The sequence below is a fragment of the Streptomyces sp. NPDC047515 genome (genome assembly GCF_040643055.1).
Lineage (GTDB): Bacteria > Actinomycetota > Actinomycetes > Streptomycetales > Streptomycetaceae > Streptomyces.
On sequence record NZ_JBEYTM010000037.1, the window covers coordinates 61,530 to 80,368 of the forward strand.

Genomic DNA, 18,839 nt, shown 5'->3' on the forward strand with positions numbered 1-18,839 from the left:
GGTCTCCCCTGCTCGAGCGCAGCCGAGAGCTCGGGGAAGGCCGGTGAGCGGGCAGGGCGGGACCAGGTGCGGTGGTGCGGGTGTTTCCGGTGTTCCGGTGCTGGCCCAGGCGCTGTGGTGCGGGTGTTTCCGGTGTGCGGGTGCTTGCCCAGATGTGCTGGTGTGGGCGGGTGTGCGGGTGCTTGCCCAGGAGTGCTGGTGTGGGTGCCTACGCGCTGCCGGCCCCGAGTCAGGCCGGTGAGAACAGGTGGTCGCTGATGAGCCGGGCGGCGCCGATCACTCCGGCGGCCGGCCCCAACTCGCCGAGCACGATGGGGAGATTGCCGGTGGCCAGCGGCAACGACTGCCGGTAGACCTGGGTCCGGACGCTGGCGAGGAGCGTGTGACCGAGGCCGGTGACACCGCCGCCGATCACCACCAGGCCGGGATTGAAGAAGCTGACGAGTCCCGCGATGACCTGACCGACCCGGTTGCCGCCCTCGCGGATCAGGTCGAGCGAGGTGGCATCACCGGCCGCCGCAGCGGCTGCCACATCGGCGGCGGTGAGTTTTCCGGCCGCCTCCAGCCGGCCCGCGAGTTCCGCCGACTGTCCGGCACGCGCCGCGTCCTCGGCGTCGCGGGCGAGCGCGGCACCGCTGAAGTGGGCCTCCAGGCAGCCCCGGTTGCCGCAGGCGCAGGCGCGTCCTTCGGGTTCGACCTGGATGTGGCCGATGTCTCCGGCGCTGCCCGTCGTACCGCGGTGGACCTCGCCGCCCACGACGATGCCGCAGCCGATGCCCGTGCCGATCTTGACGCAGAGGAAGTCGCCCACGGAACGTGCGACGCCCGCGTGCTGCTCCCCCATCGCCATCAAGTTCACATCGTTGTCGACCATGACGGGGCAGCCCAGTTCCTGGCTGAGCGCCTCGCGGACCGGGAAGCCGTCCCAGCCGGGCATGATCGGCGGCGCGACCGGTACCCCTTCGGGGAAGCGGACCGGACCGGGCACGCCGATGCCCGCGCCGTCGAAGCCCTCGGCGAGCCCGGAGGCTCGGAGCTTGGCGGCCATGGCCAGCACCTGTTCGAAGATGGCGACGGGGCCTTCGCGTACGTCCATGGGGTGGTTGAGGTGACCCAGTACCTCCAACTCGGCGTTGGTGACGGCCACATCGACGGATGTGGCACCGATGTCGACGCCGAGGAAGCGCAGTTGCGGAGCGAGTCGGATGTTGTGCGAGCGACGCCCGCCGCGAGATGCGGCGAGTCCGTCGGCCACGACAAGTCCGGTCTCCAGCAGCCGGTCGACCTCGACGGCGAGCTTGGAGCGGGAGAGATCGACCTGATCCCCCAGCTGTGCCCGTGAGTTGGGCCCGCCGTCACGCAACAGCCGGAGCAGTCGCGCCTGATGCGCATTCGCGGGTCGTGCCGTCATACGTCTCACGCGCCCCTCCCCGCCACATCGGCCTGTCCGTCGGGCTTTCGAGGGGAACGTAGCAGCGGTTGCCGGGAGTGGGAAGAAGTTGCGCAGGAATCCACCACAACTTTCTCCTCAGCGAGGACAAAGCCTCTCGGGCGAGTCAGGGCGATCGTCGGCGCCGAGGCGTTCGCGGACGCGGCACGGACCACCGAAGGGCCGGAGCGCGGACAGGCGGGACGGGCCGGAGCGCGGACACGCAGAAAGGGCCGCGGCACGGACCAGCGAAGGGCCGGAGCACGGACATGTGGGAAGGGCCGGGGCACGAAGCCCCGGCCCGTCCCGACCCGTCCGGGCAGACTGTCAGCTCTCCTCGCGCCGGTGGTACGTCCTGCGGGTGTGTTCCGTGTGTGCCCGCATGATCTCCGTGGCCCGCCGCTCGTCGCGCGAGGAGATCGCCTCGATGAGCGAGCGGTGCTCGACCCAGGACCGGGTGCCGCGCCGCCGCGCCACCGGTGTGTAGTACCAGCGGACCCGGCGGTCCACCTGTCCGGCCAGTTCGGAGAGGACGGCGTTGCCCGCCAGCTCCATGACCTTGGCGTGGAAGGCGGCGTCGGTGGCGACCGCGAGGTCCATGTCGTCGTCGGCGACGGCCTGCTCACCCCTGGCGCACAGCTCCTCCAGGGCGGCGATGCCGGCGGCGCCGGAGTTGGCCGCGGCAAGACGCGCGGCCTCGGCCTCCAGGAGGGTACGGACCGAGAGCAACTGGTCCGCCTCGTCCTCCGTGGGTTCGTGGACGAACGCGCCCTGCGCGGGCCGGAGATCGACCCAGCCCTCGGTGTTGAGCCACTGCAACGCCTCCCGTACCGGCTGCCTGGACACCCCGAGATGACCGGCCAGTTCGCTCTCGACCAGGTGCTGGCCGGGACGGAGCGCGCGCGTCGTTATCAGTTCGAGCAGCGCCTCGTACACACGCTCACGCAGCGGACCGGGCCGCTCCAGCTTCGGAACAGCACCTTGCGGCAGTCCTGCGGACGACATCGCGGTCCCCCTCGGGGCGACGAGCAATTGCTTATCGTCTACAGTCTACCGAGCACCACACCTCTCAGGGGCAGCGGATGACCTGACCCGCGTACGAGAGATTCCCGCCGAAGCCGAACAGCAGCACCGGCGCGCCACTGTGCACCTCGCCGCGCTCGACCAGCTTGGACAGGGCCATCGGGATCGAGGCCGCGGACGTATTGCCGGAGTCCACGACGTCCCGGGCGATGACCGCGTTGACCGCACCGATCTTCCTGGCGACCGGTTCGATGATCCTCAGGTTGGCCTGATGCAGTACCACCGCGGCCAGATCCTCGGGGGCGACACCGGCCTTCTCGCACACCTTGCGAGCGATGGGCGGCAACTGCGTGGTGGCCCAGCGGTACACGGACTGTCCCTCCTGCGCGAATCGCGGGGGCGTCCCCTCGATCCGTACCGCGTTCCCCATCTCCGGCACCGAACCCCACAGAACGGGGCCGATCCCGGGCAGGTCCCCGCCGTCCGGGTCCGCGACGACGACCGCCGCTCCGGCCCCGTCGCCGAGCAGGACACAGGTGCTGCGATCGGTCCAGTCGGCGATGTCCGCCATCTTGTCCGCGCCGATGACGAGGACACGCTCGGCAGCGCCCGCCCGGATCGCGTGGTCGGCGGTCGCGAGGGCGTGGGTGAACCCGGAGCAGACCACATTGATGTCCATCACCGCGGGAGAGCCCATACCGAGGCGGGCGGCGACCCGCGCCGACATGCTCGGCGAACGGTCGATCGCGGTGGAGGTGGCGACGAGAACCAGATCGACGTCGGCGGGCTGCAGCCCCGCCGAGGCGAGCGCCTTGGCTCCCGCGTGCGCGGCCATCTCGTCCACCGGCTCGTCAGGACCTCCGACGTGTCGGGTCTTGATACCGACGCGACTGGTGATCCACTCGTCACTGGTGTCGACCATGGCCGCCAGATCGTCGTTGGTGAGCACCCGGGCGGGCTGATAGTGGCCGAGCGCCACGACACGTGAGCCGGTCATGTACAGGATCCCCTCGCTACATGTGGCAGGAACCATCCAGTCTTGGTCGCTACCGACCGGTACAGGGGCACGTGATCCCACAGGAATCACCGCCGGTCATTGGAGGCTTGACAACAGCCTTGACCACTCAGAAAGCATATTGTAGACAGTATTTCGTCGACTGGACATCGTCCGCGTCACTTGCGGGCCACCACCGTCCGCGCCTACGGCGGCGTCGGCCGCAATGTCACACTCCATGTGCAGGACAATGAGGTCGTCGAGGTCTCACCTCGCCGCACGACGATCCGGTGACCCACGGCAGCCTCCACATCAAGGGCCGGTTCGGCTTCCACCACATACAGAATCGGGTTCAACCGCTATGGGACGGGTCACCGAGCGTCGCCGCGTCATCCGCATCCGGGACGGGGCGGTCTCGACGCGCCCCGACACGCTCGTCGCCGAGGAGCCCCTGGAGATCCGGCTGAACGGCAAGCCGCTCGCCATCACGATGCGGACGCCGGGCGACGACTTCGCGCTGGCGGCGGGCTTCCTGGTGAGCGAGGGCGTGATCGGCGACGGATCCGAGGTGCAGCAGATCGTCTACTGCGCCGGGGCAACGGCGGACGGCGTCAACACGTACAACGTGGTGGATGTGAAACTCGCCCCCGGTGTCGCGGTCCCCGACATCACGCTCGAACGCAATGTGTACACCACGTCGTCCTGCGGGCTGTGCGGCAAGGCGAGCCTCGACGCGGTACGCACCACGACCCGGCATCCGATCGCCGACACTCCCCCGGTCCGGGTGGAGCCGGCCCTGCTCGCCGTCCTTCCCGACCGGCTGCGCGCCGCCCAGCGGGTCTTCGACCGGACGGGGGGTCTGCATGCGGCGGCGCTGTTCTCCGAGACGGGCGAGCTGCTCGACGTCCGGGAGGACGTAGGTCGGCACAACGCGGTCGACAAGCTGGTGGGCCGCGCCCTGACGGATGGTCGGCTGCCGCTGTCCCGAGCCATTCTGCTGGTGTCGGGGCGGGCCTCGTTCGAGCTGGCCCAGAAGGCGGTGATGGCCGGGATCCCCGTGCTCGCGGCGGTCTCCGCACCGTCGTCCCTCGCCGTCGATCTGGCGGCCGAGACCGGACTGACCCTGGTCGGTTTTCTGCGGGGCCCATCCATGAACGTGTACGCGGGTGAGGAGCGCGTCGCCCTGGAGACGACGGCCGGCCGGAACTGAGGCTCCCCGCCCATCTGCACGGGTCCGGGTTCCGGCCGACGGGGAGTTCCCCCTGCGTCGGTCGGTCCCACCCCATGGCGTGCATGTCCGCGACAGGACGTCGACGCGCCGCAGGGGCGGTTTGAGCCCAGCAACCGCGGCAGGGACGGTCAGGCCCACCACCCGCGTCACAGGGCGCTTTCAGCCCGCCGCCAAGGACTCCTCCGCCGCCGGACCACTGGTGCTCGCCGCCCTGACGGGGGTCTCCTCCAGCGGGTCGCGGGAGCGGCGTTTGGCGATCACCGCGCACACCATGAGCTGCATCTGATGGAAGAGCATCAGCGGCAGTACGGCGAGGGACGCCTGCGCCCCGAACAGGACGCTCGCCATCGGGAGCCCGGAGGCCAGGCTCTTCTTCGAACCGGCGAACTGAATGGCGATCCGGTCCTCCCGGTCGAAGCCGAGCCGCTTCGCCCCGTACCAGGTCAGGATGAGCATCAGCGCGAGCAGCACCGCTTCGGCACCGAGCAGCGCCCCGAGCGGGGCCGGGGTGACCTGGTGCCAGATGCCCGCGACCATGCCCTCGCTGAACGCCGTGTAGACGACGAGCAGGATCGAGCCCCGGTCGACGCGGCCGAGGAGCTTCTTGTGGCGGGTGATGAAGCCACCGATCCAGCGGCGCAGCAACTGCCCCGCGACGAACGGCAGCAGCAGTTGCACCCCGATCCTCAGCAGCGCGTCCGCCGAGAATCCGCCGCCGCTGTTGCCGAGCAGCGCGGCCGCGAGCAGTGGGGTGAGGAAGATTCCGGCGATCGAGGAGAAGGAGCCCGCGCAGATCGCCGCCGGCACATTGCCGCGGGCGATCGAGGTGAAGGCGATCGAGGACTGGATGGTCGAGGGGACGAGGCAGAGAAAGAGGAAGCCGCTGTGGAGCTGCGGCGTCAGGACGTACGGCACCAGCCCCTTGCCCGCCAGCCCGAGGAGCGGAAACGCCACGAAGGTGCAGACGAGGACGGTGAGATGGAGCCGCCAGTGCTTGAGGCCGTCGAGCGCCTCGGCGGTGGAGAGGCGGGCGCCGTACAGAAAGAAGAGAAGGGCGACCGCGCCGGTCGAGGCACCGCCCGCCACGTCCGCTGCGGTCCCCGAAGCGGGCAGAGTCGCGGCGAGTACGACCGCGCCGATCAGCGCCAGGATGTACGGGTCGATCGGCAGCCAGGACGGCAGCTTCAAGGTGCGGCGGCTCATGTGCTCCACATGTTCTGTCAGTTCCGGTCGTACCCTCCCCATCCTGCTCTTGATCAAGGCGATCGGGAATCCTTCACACCGCTCTCACTGTCATCACGGTTCGCGATAGCCTGGGCTCATGTACGAGCCCGCGCAGCTCCGCACCTTTCTCGCCGTGGCCCAGACGCTGAGCTTCACCCAGGCCGCCCGTCGGCTCGGAGTACGGCAGTCCACGGTGAGCCAGCATGTGCGGCGGCTGGAGGACGCGGCCGGGCGCCGGCTGTTCACCCGGGACACACACCGCGTCGATCTCACGCTGGACGGCGAGGCGATGCTCGGTTTCGCCCGGACGATACTTGAGGCGCATGAGCGGGCCGCGGCCTTCTTCACCGGCACCCGGCTGCGCGGGCGGCTGCGGTTCGGAGCTTCGGAGGACTTCGTACTGACCCGGCTGCCGGAGATCCTGGAGTCGTTCCGCCGCGACCATCCGGACGTAGAGCTGGAGCTGACGGTGGAGCTGTCCGGAACGCTCCACCAGCGACTGGCGGCGGGCCGGCTGGATCTCGTCCTGGCCAAGCGGCGCACCGGCGACACGCACGGGGAGCTGGTCCGGCACGACGCGCTGACCTGGATCGGCGCGCCTCGGCTGCGGATCGACCCGGACCGTCCGGTTCCGCTGGTGCTCTTCCCGCCGCCAGGCATCACCCGGGCCCGCGCCCTGGAGGTCCTGGAGGAGCACGGCCGGTCCTGGCGGATCGCCTGTACGAGCACCAGTCTCAGTGGGCTGATCGCGGCGGCCCGTGCGGGGCTCGGCGTGATGGCTCACAGCCGGGGGCTGATCCCGCCGGGCCTGGCACCGGTGCCGGCCAGAGCGGGGCTGCCGGAGCTCGGCGATGTGGACTTCGTCCTGCTGCACGGCCGCCGCCGGGACGGCGCGCAGGAGGCCGCGGACGCCCTGGCGGCGGCGATCCTGGCGGGCGGCGACCGGCTGATCCGAGATGTCGGCACGATCGGTTCGCCCAGCGGCCGGGTCGATGCATGACCGTACGCCGTCATGGGGAGATACGCCGTCATGGGGAGAGTGGACGGCAGCCGCGTTTGCGCGGCCGGCCCGGTCGGGTACGACGGACGTCGCCCCATCTGCGGACCAATACCCCCGTATCCGCCCGGAACGGGAGTGACTGAGGCGTACAGATTCGGTGGAGATTCCGCCGTCGGCCGCTTACTCCGTGGTCTCAGCCACGCCCGAGCCTTGCCCATCTGGCCGGATTTCGGTGGCTGACCTGTCCATATGCCACGTTGTCCGCCGGTTCGGGCCCCTCCCGCCGCGCCGTCCGGTGGGGTAGCGTCACGGCGCTGTGCGGAGCGCCACGAGGAGCAGGTCATTGCGCGAGTTCACTGTCCCACCCATGGCGGCCGCGCCCCTCGTGGGCGGGTTGGCCGATGTGGTGTTCGACTACGCCGAGGAAGATCCGCGCCGGGTCGCGCTCGGTCGGAAGGACGAGAGCGGTCACTGGCGGGATGTCACTGCGGCGACGTTCCGCGACGAGGTGCTGGCGCTCGCCAAGGGGCTGATCGCGCATGGCGTCAGGTTCGGCGACCGGGTGGCCCTCATGTCGCGTACGCGCTACGAGTGGACGCTCTTCGACTTCGCCCTGTGGACGGTCGGCGCCCAGTCCGTACCGGTCTACCCGACCTCCTCGGCCGAGCAGGTCTTCTGGATGCTGCACGACGCCGATGTGTCCGCCGTCATGGTCGAGCACGAGGACCACGCCATGACGGTCGCGTCGGTGATCGACCGGCTGCCCCGGCTGCAGCGGCTCTGGCAGCTGGACGCGGACGCGGTGACCGAGCTCGTCGGCGCGGGTGCCCATGTCGAGGACGAGGTGGTGCACCGGCACCGGCGCGCGGTGACGCCCGAGTCGGTGGCGACCATCATCTACACCTCGGGGACGACCGGACGCCCCAAGGGCTGTGTGATCACGCACGCCAATTTCATGTTCGAGACGGACACCATGGCCTCCCGCTGGGAGTCGGTCTTCCACTCCAAGCCGGGTGACGAGGCCGCCACCCTGCTCTTCCTGCCGCTGGCGCATGTCTTCGGCCGCATGGTCGAGGTCGCCGCCGTGCGCGGCCGCGTGAAGCTGGGCCATCAGCCGGAGCTGTCGGCGAAGGCCCTGATGCCGGACCTGGTCTCGTTCCGGCCGACGTTCATCCTCGCAGTGCCGTACATCTTCGAGAAGGTCTTCAACGCGGCCCGGCGCAGGGCGGAGGCCGAGGGGCGGGTCGGCCCGTTCGACAAGGCCGTGGACATCGCGGGGAAGTACGCCGAGGCGATGGAGGCACGGGCGTTCGGGACCGGTCTCGGGCCGTCCGCCGGACTGCGGGTGCAGCACCAGTTCTTCGACAAGGTCGTGTACAGGAAGGTGCGCGAGGCGATGGGCGGCCGGCTCCGGCACGCCATGTCCGGAGGTTCGGGGATGGAGCGGCGGCTCGGGCTGTTCTTCGAGGGCGCGGGCGTCACGGTGTACGAGGGGTACGGGCTGACCGAGTCGACCGCGGCGGCCACCGCCAATCCGCCGGAACGCACGCGGTACGGCACGGTCGGGCAGCCGATCCCCGGCACCACGGTGCACATCGCCGAGGACGGCGAGGTGTGGGTGCACGGCGGCAATGTGTTCGCGGGCTATCTCGGAGCGCCGGAGGCCACCGACGCGGTGCTGCGCGACGGCTGGCTGGCCACCGGGGACCTGGGGGCGCTCGACGAGGACGGCTATCTGACGATCACCGGACGGAAGAAGGAGATCCTGGTGACGTCGGGCGGCAAGAGCGTGTCACCGGCCGGTCTGGAGGAGCGGGTGCGGGCGCATCCGCTGGTCGCGCAGTGCATCGTCGTCGGCAACGACCGGCCGTACATCGCGGCACTCGTCACGGTCGACCACGAGTCGGTGGACCACTGGCTCGCCATGCAGGGGCGGGAGCCCATGAGGCCGGAGGACCTGGTGCGGGATCCTGACCTTGAGATGGAGGTACGGCGGGCGGTGGTGGCCGCCAACACGGCGGTCTCGCAGGCCGAGTCGATCCGTACGTTCCGGATTCTGGCGCATCCGTTCAGCGAGGAACACGGTCTGCTCACCCCGTCGCTGAAGCTGAAGCGCAAGGCGATCGAGACGGCGTACGCGGCGGAGGTCGACGCGCTGTACCGCTGAGGCACGGTCGTGCCCCAGCGGTACGCCGCGTGTCTGCTACGTGATCGAGATGCGGAACAGCTTGTCCGCGCCGTCCGGCTCGCCTCCGTTGTTGTCGGAGTTGGTGGTGGAGAACCAGAGCTGGTCCTGGCCGGGCACCTTGGTGACCGTGCGCAGTCGGCCGTACGTGCCGACGTAGTAGGCGCTGGGCGTGCCGAGGTTCTCGGTGTCACCGGTGATCGGCACCCGCCACAGCCTCTCGCCCTTCAGCGCGGCCATGTAGATGACGTTGCGGACGATGGCTATCCCGCTGGGCGATGCCTCGGAGACGCTCCAGGTCTTCTTCGGGTTGGTCATTCCGGCGGTGGAGCAGCTGCCCTCGCAGACGGGCCAGCCGTAGTTGTTTCCCGGCTTGATGAGGTTGAGCTCGTCCTTCTTGCTGTCACCGAACTCCGCCTCCCACAGACGGCCGTTGCGGTCGAACGCCAGGCCCTGCGGGTTGCGGTGGCCGTAGCTGTAGACGTAGTTGCCGAACGGGTTGCCGGGGGCGGCCTTGCCGTCCGTGGTCATCCGCAGGATCTTGCCGTTCAGCGAGTTCTTGTCCTGGGCCAGGTCAGGGGTCTGCGCCTCGCCGGTCGACGCGTACAGACAGCCGTCCGGGCCGAAGGCGAGCCGTCCGCCGTTGTGGTATCTGCTCTTCTTGATCCCCTGGAGCAGGACCGTGTAGCCGCCGAGCGAGGTGCCGTCGTACGTCATACGGGCTACGCGGTTGCCCTCGGACGCGGTGTGCATGAAGTAGACGTAGTGGTTGGTGGACCACTTGGGGTCTACGGCGACACCGAGCAGGCCGCCCTCACCGTTGGTCGTGACGGTGTTGGGCACGGTGCCGACCTGGGTCCTGGTACCCCCGGGGGTGACCTTGAAGACCTTGAAGCTGTCCCGTTCGGTCACCAGCGCGGTCTTGGCGTCGGGCATCCAGTAGGTGCCCCAGGGGATGGACCAGCCGGTGGAGACGGTGGCGATGTTCGACGGTACGCCGCCGTCGGTGGCGCCGCAGGCCGGGGTGGTGAAGGTGACGGTGTTGCTCGGCGGCGAGACATTGCCCCCCGCGTCCTTGGCGACGACGTCCAGGGAGTACGGGCTGGCGCAGGCGAGCCCGGTGAGGGTGGTCGTGGTGGCCGGCGGGGTGCCGGTCACGGTCTTGTAGACGGTGCTGCCGCTGCGGACCTCGTAGGCAGTGACGGCCTTGTCGTCCGTCGAGGCGCCCCAGTTCAGGACGACGCTGTTTGCGGTGAGGCCCGAGGTGGACAGGGTGCTGGGTACCGAGGGCGGGGTGGTGTCGGAGCTGGGCAGAGTGGTGCAGTCCACGACGGGGCTGGCCGACGACACATTGCCGGCCGCGTCACGCGCGAAAACGGTGATGTTGTACGTGGTCCTGGCTGTGAGCCCGGTCAGGTTCTTCGTCGTGGCATTCCCGGCCGCCTCGGCGAGCTTGTTGCCGTGTTCATAGATGTCGTACGCGGCGACGCCCACGTCGTCCGTTGCGGCGCCCCAGTTCAGCGTGAAGCTGTCCTCGCCGATCGCCGAGCAGCTGGGCCGGCCAGGTGCGGTGGGTGCCTGGGTGTCGGAGGAGGTGACCGTGACGTCGATGTAGTCGAGGTTGGGCAGCCCGTTGGCCGTTGTGGACGTCAGCCGGATCTTGTTGCTGCCCGCCTTGACCGGGGCGCTCAGGGTGGAGGTGGCCCAGGTGTTCCAGTCGGTGGTGGTGTCGAAGGCGTGGGAGGCCGAGACGACCGTGCCGTTCAGGGCGACATCCGCGGGCCGGCCGGTCGTCGTGCCGTTCGAGTACCGGATCGCGATCCGTCCGGTCCCGGCGGAGGCCGCGTCGACGGTGAACTCCACATGGCTGCCGACGACGTTGTCGCCGTTGACGAAGCCGGTCCCGGAGTAGCCGGAGTGGTTGGACTCGACGACGCCGTGGACGATCGTCGCGGACTCCGCCTCGTACCGGGCGGCTGCCGCGGAGGCGGATTGCGGCACCGCCTGCACCAGGGCGGTACAGAGCAGCGCCACCGCGAGGGCGGCCGTTCTGCTCCGTAACGTGGTGAGCGTTCTGGCCTGCATCTGAACCTCCGTCAGGGAACCCAGTAGTTGCCGGATGCGACGATCACCGACTGCAGTTGGACGCTTCCGCCGTAGTAGAGCTGCGGGTCGATCGAGGTGGTGGCGAGCTTGTTCCAGAGAGCGTCGAGCCAGGCCTGGGAGCCGGAGTCGGTCAGCGCGGTCACGACGAACGGGGCGGTGAACGCCATGTCGTCGCCGCTGTCGAAGGAAGTGCCGTTGAGGTGGTATCCGGTGACGATCTTCTTCGGGTCGCCGCCGGTCTTCGACTTGATCCAGGAGTTGAGTTTGCGTGCCGAGGCGAGCGAGGCGGCGTCCCCACTGGTGACGGCGTCGGTCCCGATGCGCCACGGATCGCGGCAGGCGTTCCAGGAGTAGTCGCCGTCATTGGGCCCTTCGAGCACCTCGCCGGCGGCAGGCTTGGGCGTGCTGTTGGTGTTGACGACGAAGTCCGCCAACAAACCCGTATGGGCGGCGTACTTGGACTGCTGACTGGTGACCAGGCCCTGATGCGCCGTGCGTACGGTGTCCCAGGCGCTGTCACCCGTGGCCTTCTTGAAGGCGCGGAAGTGGTCGATCATCCAGTCCGAGGACCGGGTCATCCAGTAGTGGGACTCGCCGGAGTCCGACCAGTCGCCGAGCAGCATGAGGTGGGTGGTCGGGTTGACCTCACTCTTCTTGATGGCGTTGATGTGCTTGACCGCGAGATCCTTGTAGTTGTACGTGCCCGTGGAGCCCCACTGCTTGTCGGCGAGAAGCAGGCCGTAGGCGACGTCGAGGTCCCCGTCGGTCGCCGAGTCCGAGCCGTCGACGCTCTTGCAGGAGGCGTTCTGTTCGGCGGCGAGGAGGTTGGCGTTGTTGACCGAGGGATGCGCGAGCATGTACTTCACCATGCCGTCGAAGACGGTCCTCGCCTCCGGGTCCGCCCCCGCCATCGTCGCGGTGACGACCATGCCGTAGCCCTGGGCCTCGGCGACGTAGGGGTGGTCGGCGTCCGGCGAGATGACCTCGTACCAGCCGTTTCCGCAGTTCTTCCTGACGAACGCGGACTTCCAGGCGTTGTACGTCTTGATCACGGCCTGGTCGAGGGTCGACTGCGAGCCCGATGGCTTCAGCGTCCCTGCCGCGTAGGGGAAGTGATGGCTGCCGAAGGGCACCGCGGGACCATCGGCGGCGGGGACCGCGTCCAGGTAGTCGAGGTTGGGGCCGCCGTTCGCGGTGGTCGCGGTGGCCCGGACGGTGTTGGCCCCGGCGGCCGGCTGCGCGGGGACGGTCTTCGTCGCCCAGGTGTCCCAGGATCCCGTCGCGCCGAACGAGACTCCGGAGGCGACGACCGTACCGTTGACACTGATGTCCATCGGCCGGTCGGTGGCGGTGCCGTTGGCATAGCGGATGGCGAGCGAAGTGCTCCCCGCGGCGGCGTTCACCGTGAACTGCACGGATGATCCGGCGACGTTGGCGTAGTCGACGAAGCCCGTACCGGAGTAGCCGGTGTGGTTCGTGGCCACGACCGCCTGGGAGAGCGTCGCGCCCTCCGCCTCGTAGCGGGTGGCCGCCGCGGCCGCGGGCGGCGCGGCGAGCAGGGGCAGCAGCAGCCCGGCGGCGGCGAGTGCCGTGCCGCCGATGGTCAGCGTGCTCGAAGTGGTGCGCATCGGACCTCCTCAGCCCTTGTACTGGACGACGATCCTGGTGAATTCGTACGGGGACTGGGACACCCCGCTGCAGGCGTCCGCGTCGCCGCTGGAGCCGCAGGCGCGGTCCCGGTTGACGGACCAGAAGGCGTAGCGCGCGATGTGGTGCTGCTGCGCGTAGGCGAGGATCGTCCTGAAGTCGGTGGTGGTGACGGTCTCGTCCGACTCGTCGGTCTTCCCGTTCATCGAGGAGACCCCGATGTGCCGGTAGGCCGCGTCGTCGGTGTAGCCGTAGGCGCTCTTGACGGCGGCCTTCAGCCCGTCGAGCGCGCTGACCGTGGCCGCGCCCATGGTGCCGCTGTGCCCGCCGAAGTCGAACGGCATGACGACCCAGCCGTCGTTGTCCAGGCCTGCCGCGGCACCCCGCTTGATGAGGTCCTTGCCGTTGGCGTCGGGCCCGGTCGGGGTGGTCCCCATGGTCAGGTACGTCACGATGCCCGGGTTCCTGGTCTTGACGATCTTCAGAGCGTCGACCACCCGCTGCCGCACGGTCGCCTTGGAGAACTCGGTGTCCTCGATGTCGATGTCCAGCGCCTTGAGGCGGTAGGCGTCGATCACCTTCTGGTAGGCCCCGGCCAGCACGGAGGCGCTGGAGCACTTCTCGCCCAGCTTCTTGCCGCTCCAGCCACCCGCCGATACGACGATGTCGCCACCGGCCGCCCGGATGGACTCGATGGCGGCCTGGTCCGAGCCGCCGTTCAGCGCCCGGTCGCCGTCCCACTTCGGGTTGCAGGTGCCGTCCGAGAGGATGAAGGCGAGCGTGAACCACTTCACGCCCGTCGCCGCCATCACATCGGCCGGCTTCTGCGGGTTTCCCCAGCCCAGGTACTCGTACGGGGCCGCGGCCATCGTGCCGGGGCCGGCGGCCGTCGTGGCGGCGCCCGTCGCGGCAGCGACCGGGGAGTCGGCGCCCGGAGCCCGGTCCGCCGTGGCGGCGGTGGCCTTCGGAATGTGGGTGAGCAGAGGCAGAAACAGACAACTGAGGCCCGCGAGGACGGCGACGGTACGGCGTGGGGGTCGTTCAGCGTGCACGGGTGCTCCCTTCCGGATCGACGTTAGGAAAGGTTCCTAACCATCACTGCATGGGATTCCCTGGCGCACGATCTGTCAATGCTCCGCGCGGGCCCAAATATCAGAGCCCGTGCGCGAGTTCGCAGGATTTCGGGCAGCTCGGACGCGAATCGGGGAGGTCGCGTCACACCGGTGACGAGGCCGGGCGGCACCGGGCGAGGCCCGGACGGGGCGAGGTCGACGGGCCGGGATCACCGTGGGCCGGACAGGGGGCGGCCACGGACAGCGGGCCGGTGGGGAATGCCTGGCCCCCCGTGATCGTTGACCCTGAGAATCCCAACCGACGACGTAAGGATCGACCGCTCGTGAGCAAGGTCCCCTCCATCACCCTCAACAACGGCGTCGAAATGCCGCAGCTCGGCTACGGTGTCTGGCAGGTGCCGGACGACGAGGCCGCGAGAACGGTCGCGACAGCCATCGAGTCCGGGTACCGGAGCATCGACACCGCCGCGATCTACGAGAACGAGCAGGGCACCGGCCGGGCCGTGGCGGCCTCCGGCGTCGCCCGCGAAGAGCTCTTCATCACGACGAAGCTGTGGAATTCCGAGCAGGGCTACGACTCCACCCTGCGAGCCTTCGACGCCTCGCTCGACAAGCTGGGTCTGGACTATGTCGATCTCTACCTGATCCACTGGCCGGTCCCGGCCAAGGACGCCTACATCGACACGTACAAGGCGTTCGAGAAGATCTACTCCGAAGGCCGCGCGAAGGCCATCGGTGTCTCGAACTTCCTCCCGGAGCACCTGGAGCGCCTGCTCGGCGAGACCTCCGTGGTCCCGGTGATCAACCAGATCGAGCTCCACCCGCAGCTTCAGCAGGCCGAGTCGCGCGCCCTGCACGCCAAGCACGGCATCGCGACCGAGGCCTGGTCCCCGCTGGGCCAGGGCAAGGGGCTCCTGGAGGTCCCGACCGTCGTCGCGATCGCCCGGAAGCACGGCCGCACACCGGCCCAGGTGGTGCTCCGCTGGCACATCCAGACCGGCAACGTGGTGATCCCGAAGTCCGTGACGCCGTCCCGGATCGTGGAGAACCTCGATGTGTTCGGCTTCGAGCTGGACGCCGACGACCTGGCCGCGTTCGCCGCGCTGGACGAGGGCAAGCGGCTCGGTCCGAACCCGGGCGAGTTCAACCTCGGCGCCTGAGCCGAGCGACCGCGTATCGACAGCGACAGCGCCACCGACCGCCGCCCGGCCGACCGGCCGGGCGGCGGTCAGCCGCGCAGAGAGGAACCGGAGCATGAGCGGCAACGGCGCGCCGGTCGTCGCAGCGGGCCCCTACCGGCTGCGCAACGTGGGCAGCGGCCTGCTGCTGGAGGTGCACGGCTCCGCCAAGGGCGGCGGCGCCCCGGTACAGCAGGGCGAGGAGAACGGTTCGGCGGCCCAGCACTGGCAGCTCTCGCCCGTCCACGAGGGCGCGGCGCTCTACCACCTGGTCAACGTCCACAGCGGCAAGCGCCTGGACGTGGCCAACGCCTCCACCGAGAACGGGGCCGTGGTCCAGCAGTGGCGCGCCAACAACTACGGCGCCCAGGAATGGCTGATCGAGCGGCACCTGGAAGCACCGGGGGTGGTGACGCTGGTCAGCTTCATCAGCGGACTCGCCCTCGAAGTGGCCGATGGCAGCACGGCGGACGGCGCTCGGGTCCAACAGTGGGAGGACACCGACTCCCCTGGACAGTGGTGGCAGTTGGAGCCGGCGCCGGACGCCCCCGAGGGTTAGGGCCGGCCCGGCGGATCACGGATCAGGGGCGGCGGGGCCACGCACTTCGAGGGCCGCGCACCCCCCGTCCCTTCACCCGTCCGGACCAACGTCCGCTGTCGGGGCGCGTCCGGGCATCGCGCGATTCCCGGGGCCTCATTGCCTCCCGGGGCCTCATCGTCCGTTTCCGGGTGCCGGTCGGCCCGGCCGCAGGAACGGCCGGGTTCCTGGCGACCGTGACGCGGGGCGGCGTCCGCCGCGCCGGCACCGGGTTGTGCAGCCCGGTCGCCCGTCCCTGCCGAAAGCCGGAGGCCACGCGCGACGCGGCCCTCATGGCCCGCTGGCAACGCCTCGTCGTCCGGCTTTAATATGGCATGGCAGGTGAATGGGTTGTCAGGCGTTGGTCAGGTTTGGGCATCTGGAACCGGTGCGTGCACCGGTTCCAGATGCCCGGCTGGAACCCCGGCCCGATTCCGGCGGGCCGGGGTTCTACGTCAGGTCGGTGACCGGGTCACCGACCTTGGTCCGACGGGTTCGGTCACCACTTGCCCTCATAGCGGTGCTCGATCACCCGGAAGCTGCCCACCACTCCGTTCTTGACCCACACGCCGCCCCGGACGTGGCCCGGGAAGACGCCGTCGCTGGAGCTGTGAGGCCCGACGGTGGCGATGGGGGCACCGTTGTCGCAGGTGACCCCGCGGAAGACCTCGATGGTCCGGCGGCTGTCATTGCGGATGTTGAGGCTGGTGGAGCCGAGGCCGCTGATCACGGTCATGCAGCCACCCGGCTCGTCGGAGTACGTGCGCTCGTTGATGTGGATCCGGCCCTCGTAGTGGTCACGGCCTTCGTCGTAGCCACGACCCTCGTAGCCACGACCCTCGTTGCCACGACCCTCGTTGCCCTTGCCCTCGCCGCCCTTGCTCTCGTTGCCCTTGCCGGCGTCGCCGCCGTCGAGAGCCGAAACGGGAGCGGCCTGCTGGGCGACCGCGGCGGCCTGGGCCGACGCGGAGGGGGCAGCGGAGGCGTAGGTGATGCCGGTGGCGGCCAAGGCCGCGGCGGCCGCGACGGCGGCTGTAACGATGGTGGAACGGGTAACCATGTCGCTTTCTCCTGTCTCAGAGAGGTCGGCTGAGCAGTCGACCCGGGATGAACGTACTGACGGCTCCCATGACTTTCGTATCGGACACGTTGAAGGCCGACGCCGGGACGCCGATCGAGGGACAAAAAGTACGCCAAATGCTATTTCCATATAATTAGATAAGAGGTCAATCGTCCTTATTTCTCGGTGAATTGATGCCCCGTTAGCCCGTAAGGGCGACTTTCTGACGCCCACTCACCCTGACGACGGCGTGTCTCTTCTTGACACGCCACGGGCGAGTCGGCGAGCGCCGCGCCGGGGGAAGCGGGCGGGACCATGAGAACCGTTGCTCCGGGGAACTCTCCGGCACGCGCGCAACCGGGTCGTAGGCCGAGAGGGGTACGGACGCGGCGTCGGCCGGCGGCTCAGCTGTCCAGCCAGCGCCTGAGGTCGTCGGTGTGCTCACCGAGCCTCGGCGGCCGCCGCTCGTAACGCGGCGGGGTACGGGACAGCCCGATGGGATTGGCCACCAGGCACAGGGGATCGTCGGGGTCCGAGTCGGCCGGTGTGACACACGGGGACAGACCCAGGCGTTCGGCCAGGTCGAAGGCGCCCGCAAGGTCGTTGACCGGACCGCAGGGCACCCCGAGCGGGGTGAGCAGGTCGAACCACTCGGCTGCGGTGCGCAGGACGAGCCGCGCGGAGATCTCGCCGGCCAGCGCGTCGACGTGCGCGACGCGGTCCTGGTTCGAGGCGAATCTGGCGTCGGTGGCGAGTTCCTCGGCGCCCAGGCCCCGGCAAAGGGCGAGGAACTGACGGTCGTTGCCGACGGCCACGACGAGCGGCCGGTCCGCCGCCTGATAGACCTCGTACGGAGCGATGGACGGATGCCGGTTGCCGAGGATGCCCGGCACCTGACCGGCCAGGGTGTATCCACCCGCCTGATTGACCATGCTCGACAGCAACGTGGACAGCAGACTGACCTCGACGTGCTGGCCCTCGCCGGTCGCGTCGCGATGGCGCAGCGCCGCCAGGACCCCCACGGCCGCGTGCAGGCCCGTGAGTACGTCGACGAGTGCCACGCCCGTCTTGACGGGCTGCCCCGGCGCGGGCCCGGTCACGCTCATCAGACCGCCGACCGCCTGCACCAGCAGGTCGTAGCCGGGCAGCGCGGCGCCTCCACCGGCTCCGAATCCGGTCACCGAGCAGTAGACGATGCCGGGGTTGAGTGCGTTGGCCTCCTCGTAGGAGAGCCCGTACTTGCCCATCGTGCCGGGACGGAAGTTCTCGAAGAGCGCATCGGCGCGGCGCACCAGTTCGCGGGCGTCGCGGCGTCCCGTCTCCGTGCCGAGATCGATGGCGAGGGACCGTTTGTTGCGGTTCACGGAGAGGAAGTAGGTGGACTCGCCATGGGCGCGCGGCGGCCCCCAGGCGCGGGTGTCGTCGCCGGAGCCCGGACGCTCCACCTTGATGACGTCGGCGCCCAGGTCCGCGAGGAGCATGGTGGCGTACGGGGCGGCGAGCACCCGCCCGAAGTCGGCTATCACCACGCCCGACAGCGGTCCGGGGACGGCGGCGTTCACCGGGCCACCGTCTGGGAGCTCCGCGCGTACACCGCAGTCGTGGTGGTGAAGAAGTCCCGTGCGGCACGGCCCTGTTCACGCCCGACGAACCCGCTGTGCCCCGACCCGCCGAAGGATGTGCGCGAATCACCCCCGGCCGTCTCGGCGTTGACGAGCGGATCGCCCCCGGCCGTCTCGGGATCGACAGGCGGATCGCCTCCGGCCGTCTCGGCGTCAATGCGCGTTTCGCCGGCGTCGGGGCGTCGCACCACCGTCTCCCCGCCGAACCGGGGGGTGGGGACGGCCAGTTCGACATGAGTCGGCCCCATTCCCTCGCGGCCGGGCGCATCGTGGACCGCGCGACCGGTCGGGCCGGGGCCGTGGCGGCGGGTCGGCCGGTTCAAGGTCTCACCCACGCGTCGGCCTCCCGCACCGCGGACCGGCCTGTCCGGTCCGCCGCTTCCCGGGAACCTAGCGTCCTGCGCCGAGAATTCGTTGAATAAGTAGACTGCTTCCATGGCGAAGATGGGGCGGCCGATGGCCGAGCTGGTGTTGTCTGAGGAGGAACGCG

At 69.6% G+C, this 18,839-nt stretch carries 15 protein-coding genes and 1 pseudogene; 6 read left to right on the forward strand and 10 right to left on the reverse strand.

Translation table 11 applies throughout. From position 1 onward, the window contains the following. Nucleotides 1-229: 229 nt before the first annotated feature. The 3 genes from ABZ826_RS26610 to ABZ826_RS26620 form a co-directional block, all read right to left on the reverse strand. Entirely contained in the window at nt 230-1,411 is a 1,182-nt protein-coding gene (locus tag ABZ826_RS26610) for an ROK family transcriptional regulator (protein WP_361453231.1), read from the reverse strand. 345 nt (nt 1,412-1,756) lie between these two features. Continuing rightward, nucleotides 1,757-2,434 carry a GntR family transcriptional regulator gene (locus tag ABZ826_RS26615; protein WP_361453234.1) on the reverse strand — a complete coding sequence of 226 codons (678 nt, stop codon included), beginning with the start codon at nt 2,432-2,434 and terminating at the stop codon, nt 1,757-1,759. 64 nt (nt 2,435-2,498) lie between these two features. Further along, nucleotides 2,499-3,449 carry a beta-ketoacyl-ACP synthase III gene (locus ABZ826_RS26620; protein WP_361453237.1) on the reverse strand — a complete coding sequence of 317 codons (951 nt, stop codon included), beginning with the start codon at nt 3,447-3,449 and terminating at the stop codon, nt 2,499-2,501. A 189-nt stretch (nt 3,450-3,638) separates the two neighbouring features. Between ABZ826_RS26620 and ABZ826_RS26625 the strand changes: the two are divergent. Both ABZ826_RS26625 and fdhD read left to right on the forward strand, forming a co-directional pair. Further along, nucleotides 3,639-3,796: pseudogene (locus tag ABZ826_RS26625) on the forward strand (Fe-S-binding domain-containing protein); the annotation flags it as partial. A gap of 11 nt (nt 3,797-3,807) precedes the next feature. Beyond that, on the forward strand, nt 3,808-4,656 hold the full coding sequence (gene fdhD, locus ABZ826_RS26630) for a formate dehydrogenase accessory sulfurtransferase FdhD (protein ID WP_361453240.1): 849 nt from the start codon (nt 3,808-3,810) through the stop codon (nt 4,654-4,656). A 180-nt stretch (nt 4,657-4,836) separates the two neighbouring features. Here the strand turns inward: fdhD and ABZ826_RS26635 are convergent, their stop codons facing one another. Further along, on the reverse strand, nt 4,837-5,880 hold the full coding sequence (locus ABZ826_RS26635; RefSeq protein WP_361453243.1) for a bile acid:sodium symporter family protein: 1,044 nt from the start codon (nt 5,878-5,880) through the stop codon (nt 4,837-4,839). 118 nt (nt 5,881-5,998) lie between these two features. On the opposite strand from ABZ826_RS26635, the gene ABZ826_RS26640 reads away from it, so the two are divergent. After that, on the forward strand, nt 5,999-6,901 hold the full coding sequence (locus ABZ826_RS26640) for a LysR substrate-binding domain-containing protein (RefSeq protein ID WP_361453246.1): 903 nt from the start codon (nt 5,999-6,001) through the stop codon (nt 6,899-6,901). A gap of 367 nt (nt 6,902-7,268) precedes the next feature. Then, nucleotides 7,269-9,068, forward strand: coding sequence for a long-chain fatty acid--CoA ligase (locus ABZ826_RS26645; protein WP_361453249.1), 1,800 nt, complete (start codon nt 7,269-7,271; stop codon nt 9,066-9,068). 36 nt (nt 9,069-9,104) lie between these two features. Here the strand turns inward: ABZ826_RS26645 and ABZ826_RS26650 are convergent, their stop codons facing one another. From ABZ826_RS26650 to ABZ826_RS26660, 3 genes are read right to left on the reverse strand one after another with little or no spacing between them, the layout of a single operon-like run. Continuing rightward, entirely contained in the window at nt 9,105-11,171 is a 2,067-nt protein-coding gene (locus tag ABZ826_RS26650; RefSeq protein ID WP_361453252.1) for a PQQ-dependent sugar dehydrogenase, read from the reverse strand. An 11-nt stretch (nt 11,172-11,182) separates the two neighbouring features. Next, complete coding sequence (locus ABZ826_RS26655) at nt 11,183-12,820, reverse strand: glycosyl hydrolase family 8 (protein ID WP_361453255.1); 1,638 nt, start codon at nt 12,818-12,820, stop codon at nt 11,183-11,185. Between the two features lie 9 nt (nt 12,821-12,829). Beyond that, nucleotides 12,830-13,891 (reverse strand): chitinase, encoded by a 1,062-nt coding sequence (locus tag ABZ826_RS26660; protein WP_361453258.1) that lies wholly within the window; start codon nt 13,889-13,891, stop codon nt 12,830-12,832. A 344-nt stretch (nt 13,892-14,235) separates the two neighbouring features. On the opposite strand from ABZ826_RS26660, the gene ABZ826_RS26665 reads away from it, so the two are divergent. Together ABZ826_RS26665 and ABZ826_RS26670 are read left to right on the forward strand one after the other, a co-directional pair. Then, nucleotides 14,236-15,072 (forward strand): aldo/keto reductase, encoded by an 837-nt coding sequence (locus ABZ826_RS26665; RefSeq protein ID WP_361453261.1) that lies wholly within the window; start codon nt 14,236-14,238, stop codon nt 15,070-15,072. A 94-nt stretch (nt 15,073-15,166) separates the two neighbouring features. Next, nucleotides 15,167-15,649, forward strand: coding sequence for an RICIN domain-containing protein (locus ABZ826_RS26670; RefSeq protein WP_361453264.1), 483 nt, complete (start codon nt 15,167-15,169; stop codon nt 15,647-15,649). A 517-nt stretch (nt 15,650-16,166) separates the two neighbouring features. Here the strand turns inward: ABZ826_RS26670 and ABZ826_RS26675 are convergent. The 3 genes from ABZ826_RS26675 to ABZ826_RS26685 all read right to left on the reverse strand — a co-directional run. Further along, complete coding sequence (locus ABZ826_RS26675; RefSeq protein ID WP_361453267.1) at nt 16,167-16,727, reverse strand: hypothetical protein; 561 nt, start codon at nt 16,725-16,727, stop codon at nt 16,167-16,169. Nucleotides 16,728-17,131: 404 nt separating this feature from the next. Continuing rightward, complete coding sequence (locus tag ABZ826_RS26680; protein ID WP_361453270.1) at nt 17,132-18,289, reverse strand: CoA transferase; 1,158 nt, start codon at nt 18,287-18,289, stop codon at nt 17,132-17,134. Further along, nucleotides 18,286-18,839 (reverse strand): hypothetical protein (locus ABZ826_RS26685; protein ID WP_361453273.1); only part of this gene is annotated, 554 nt, incomplete at its 5' end. The genes ABZ826_RS26685 and ABZ826_RS26680, both read right to left, overlap by 4 nt.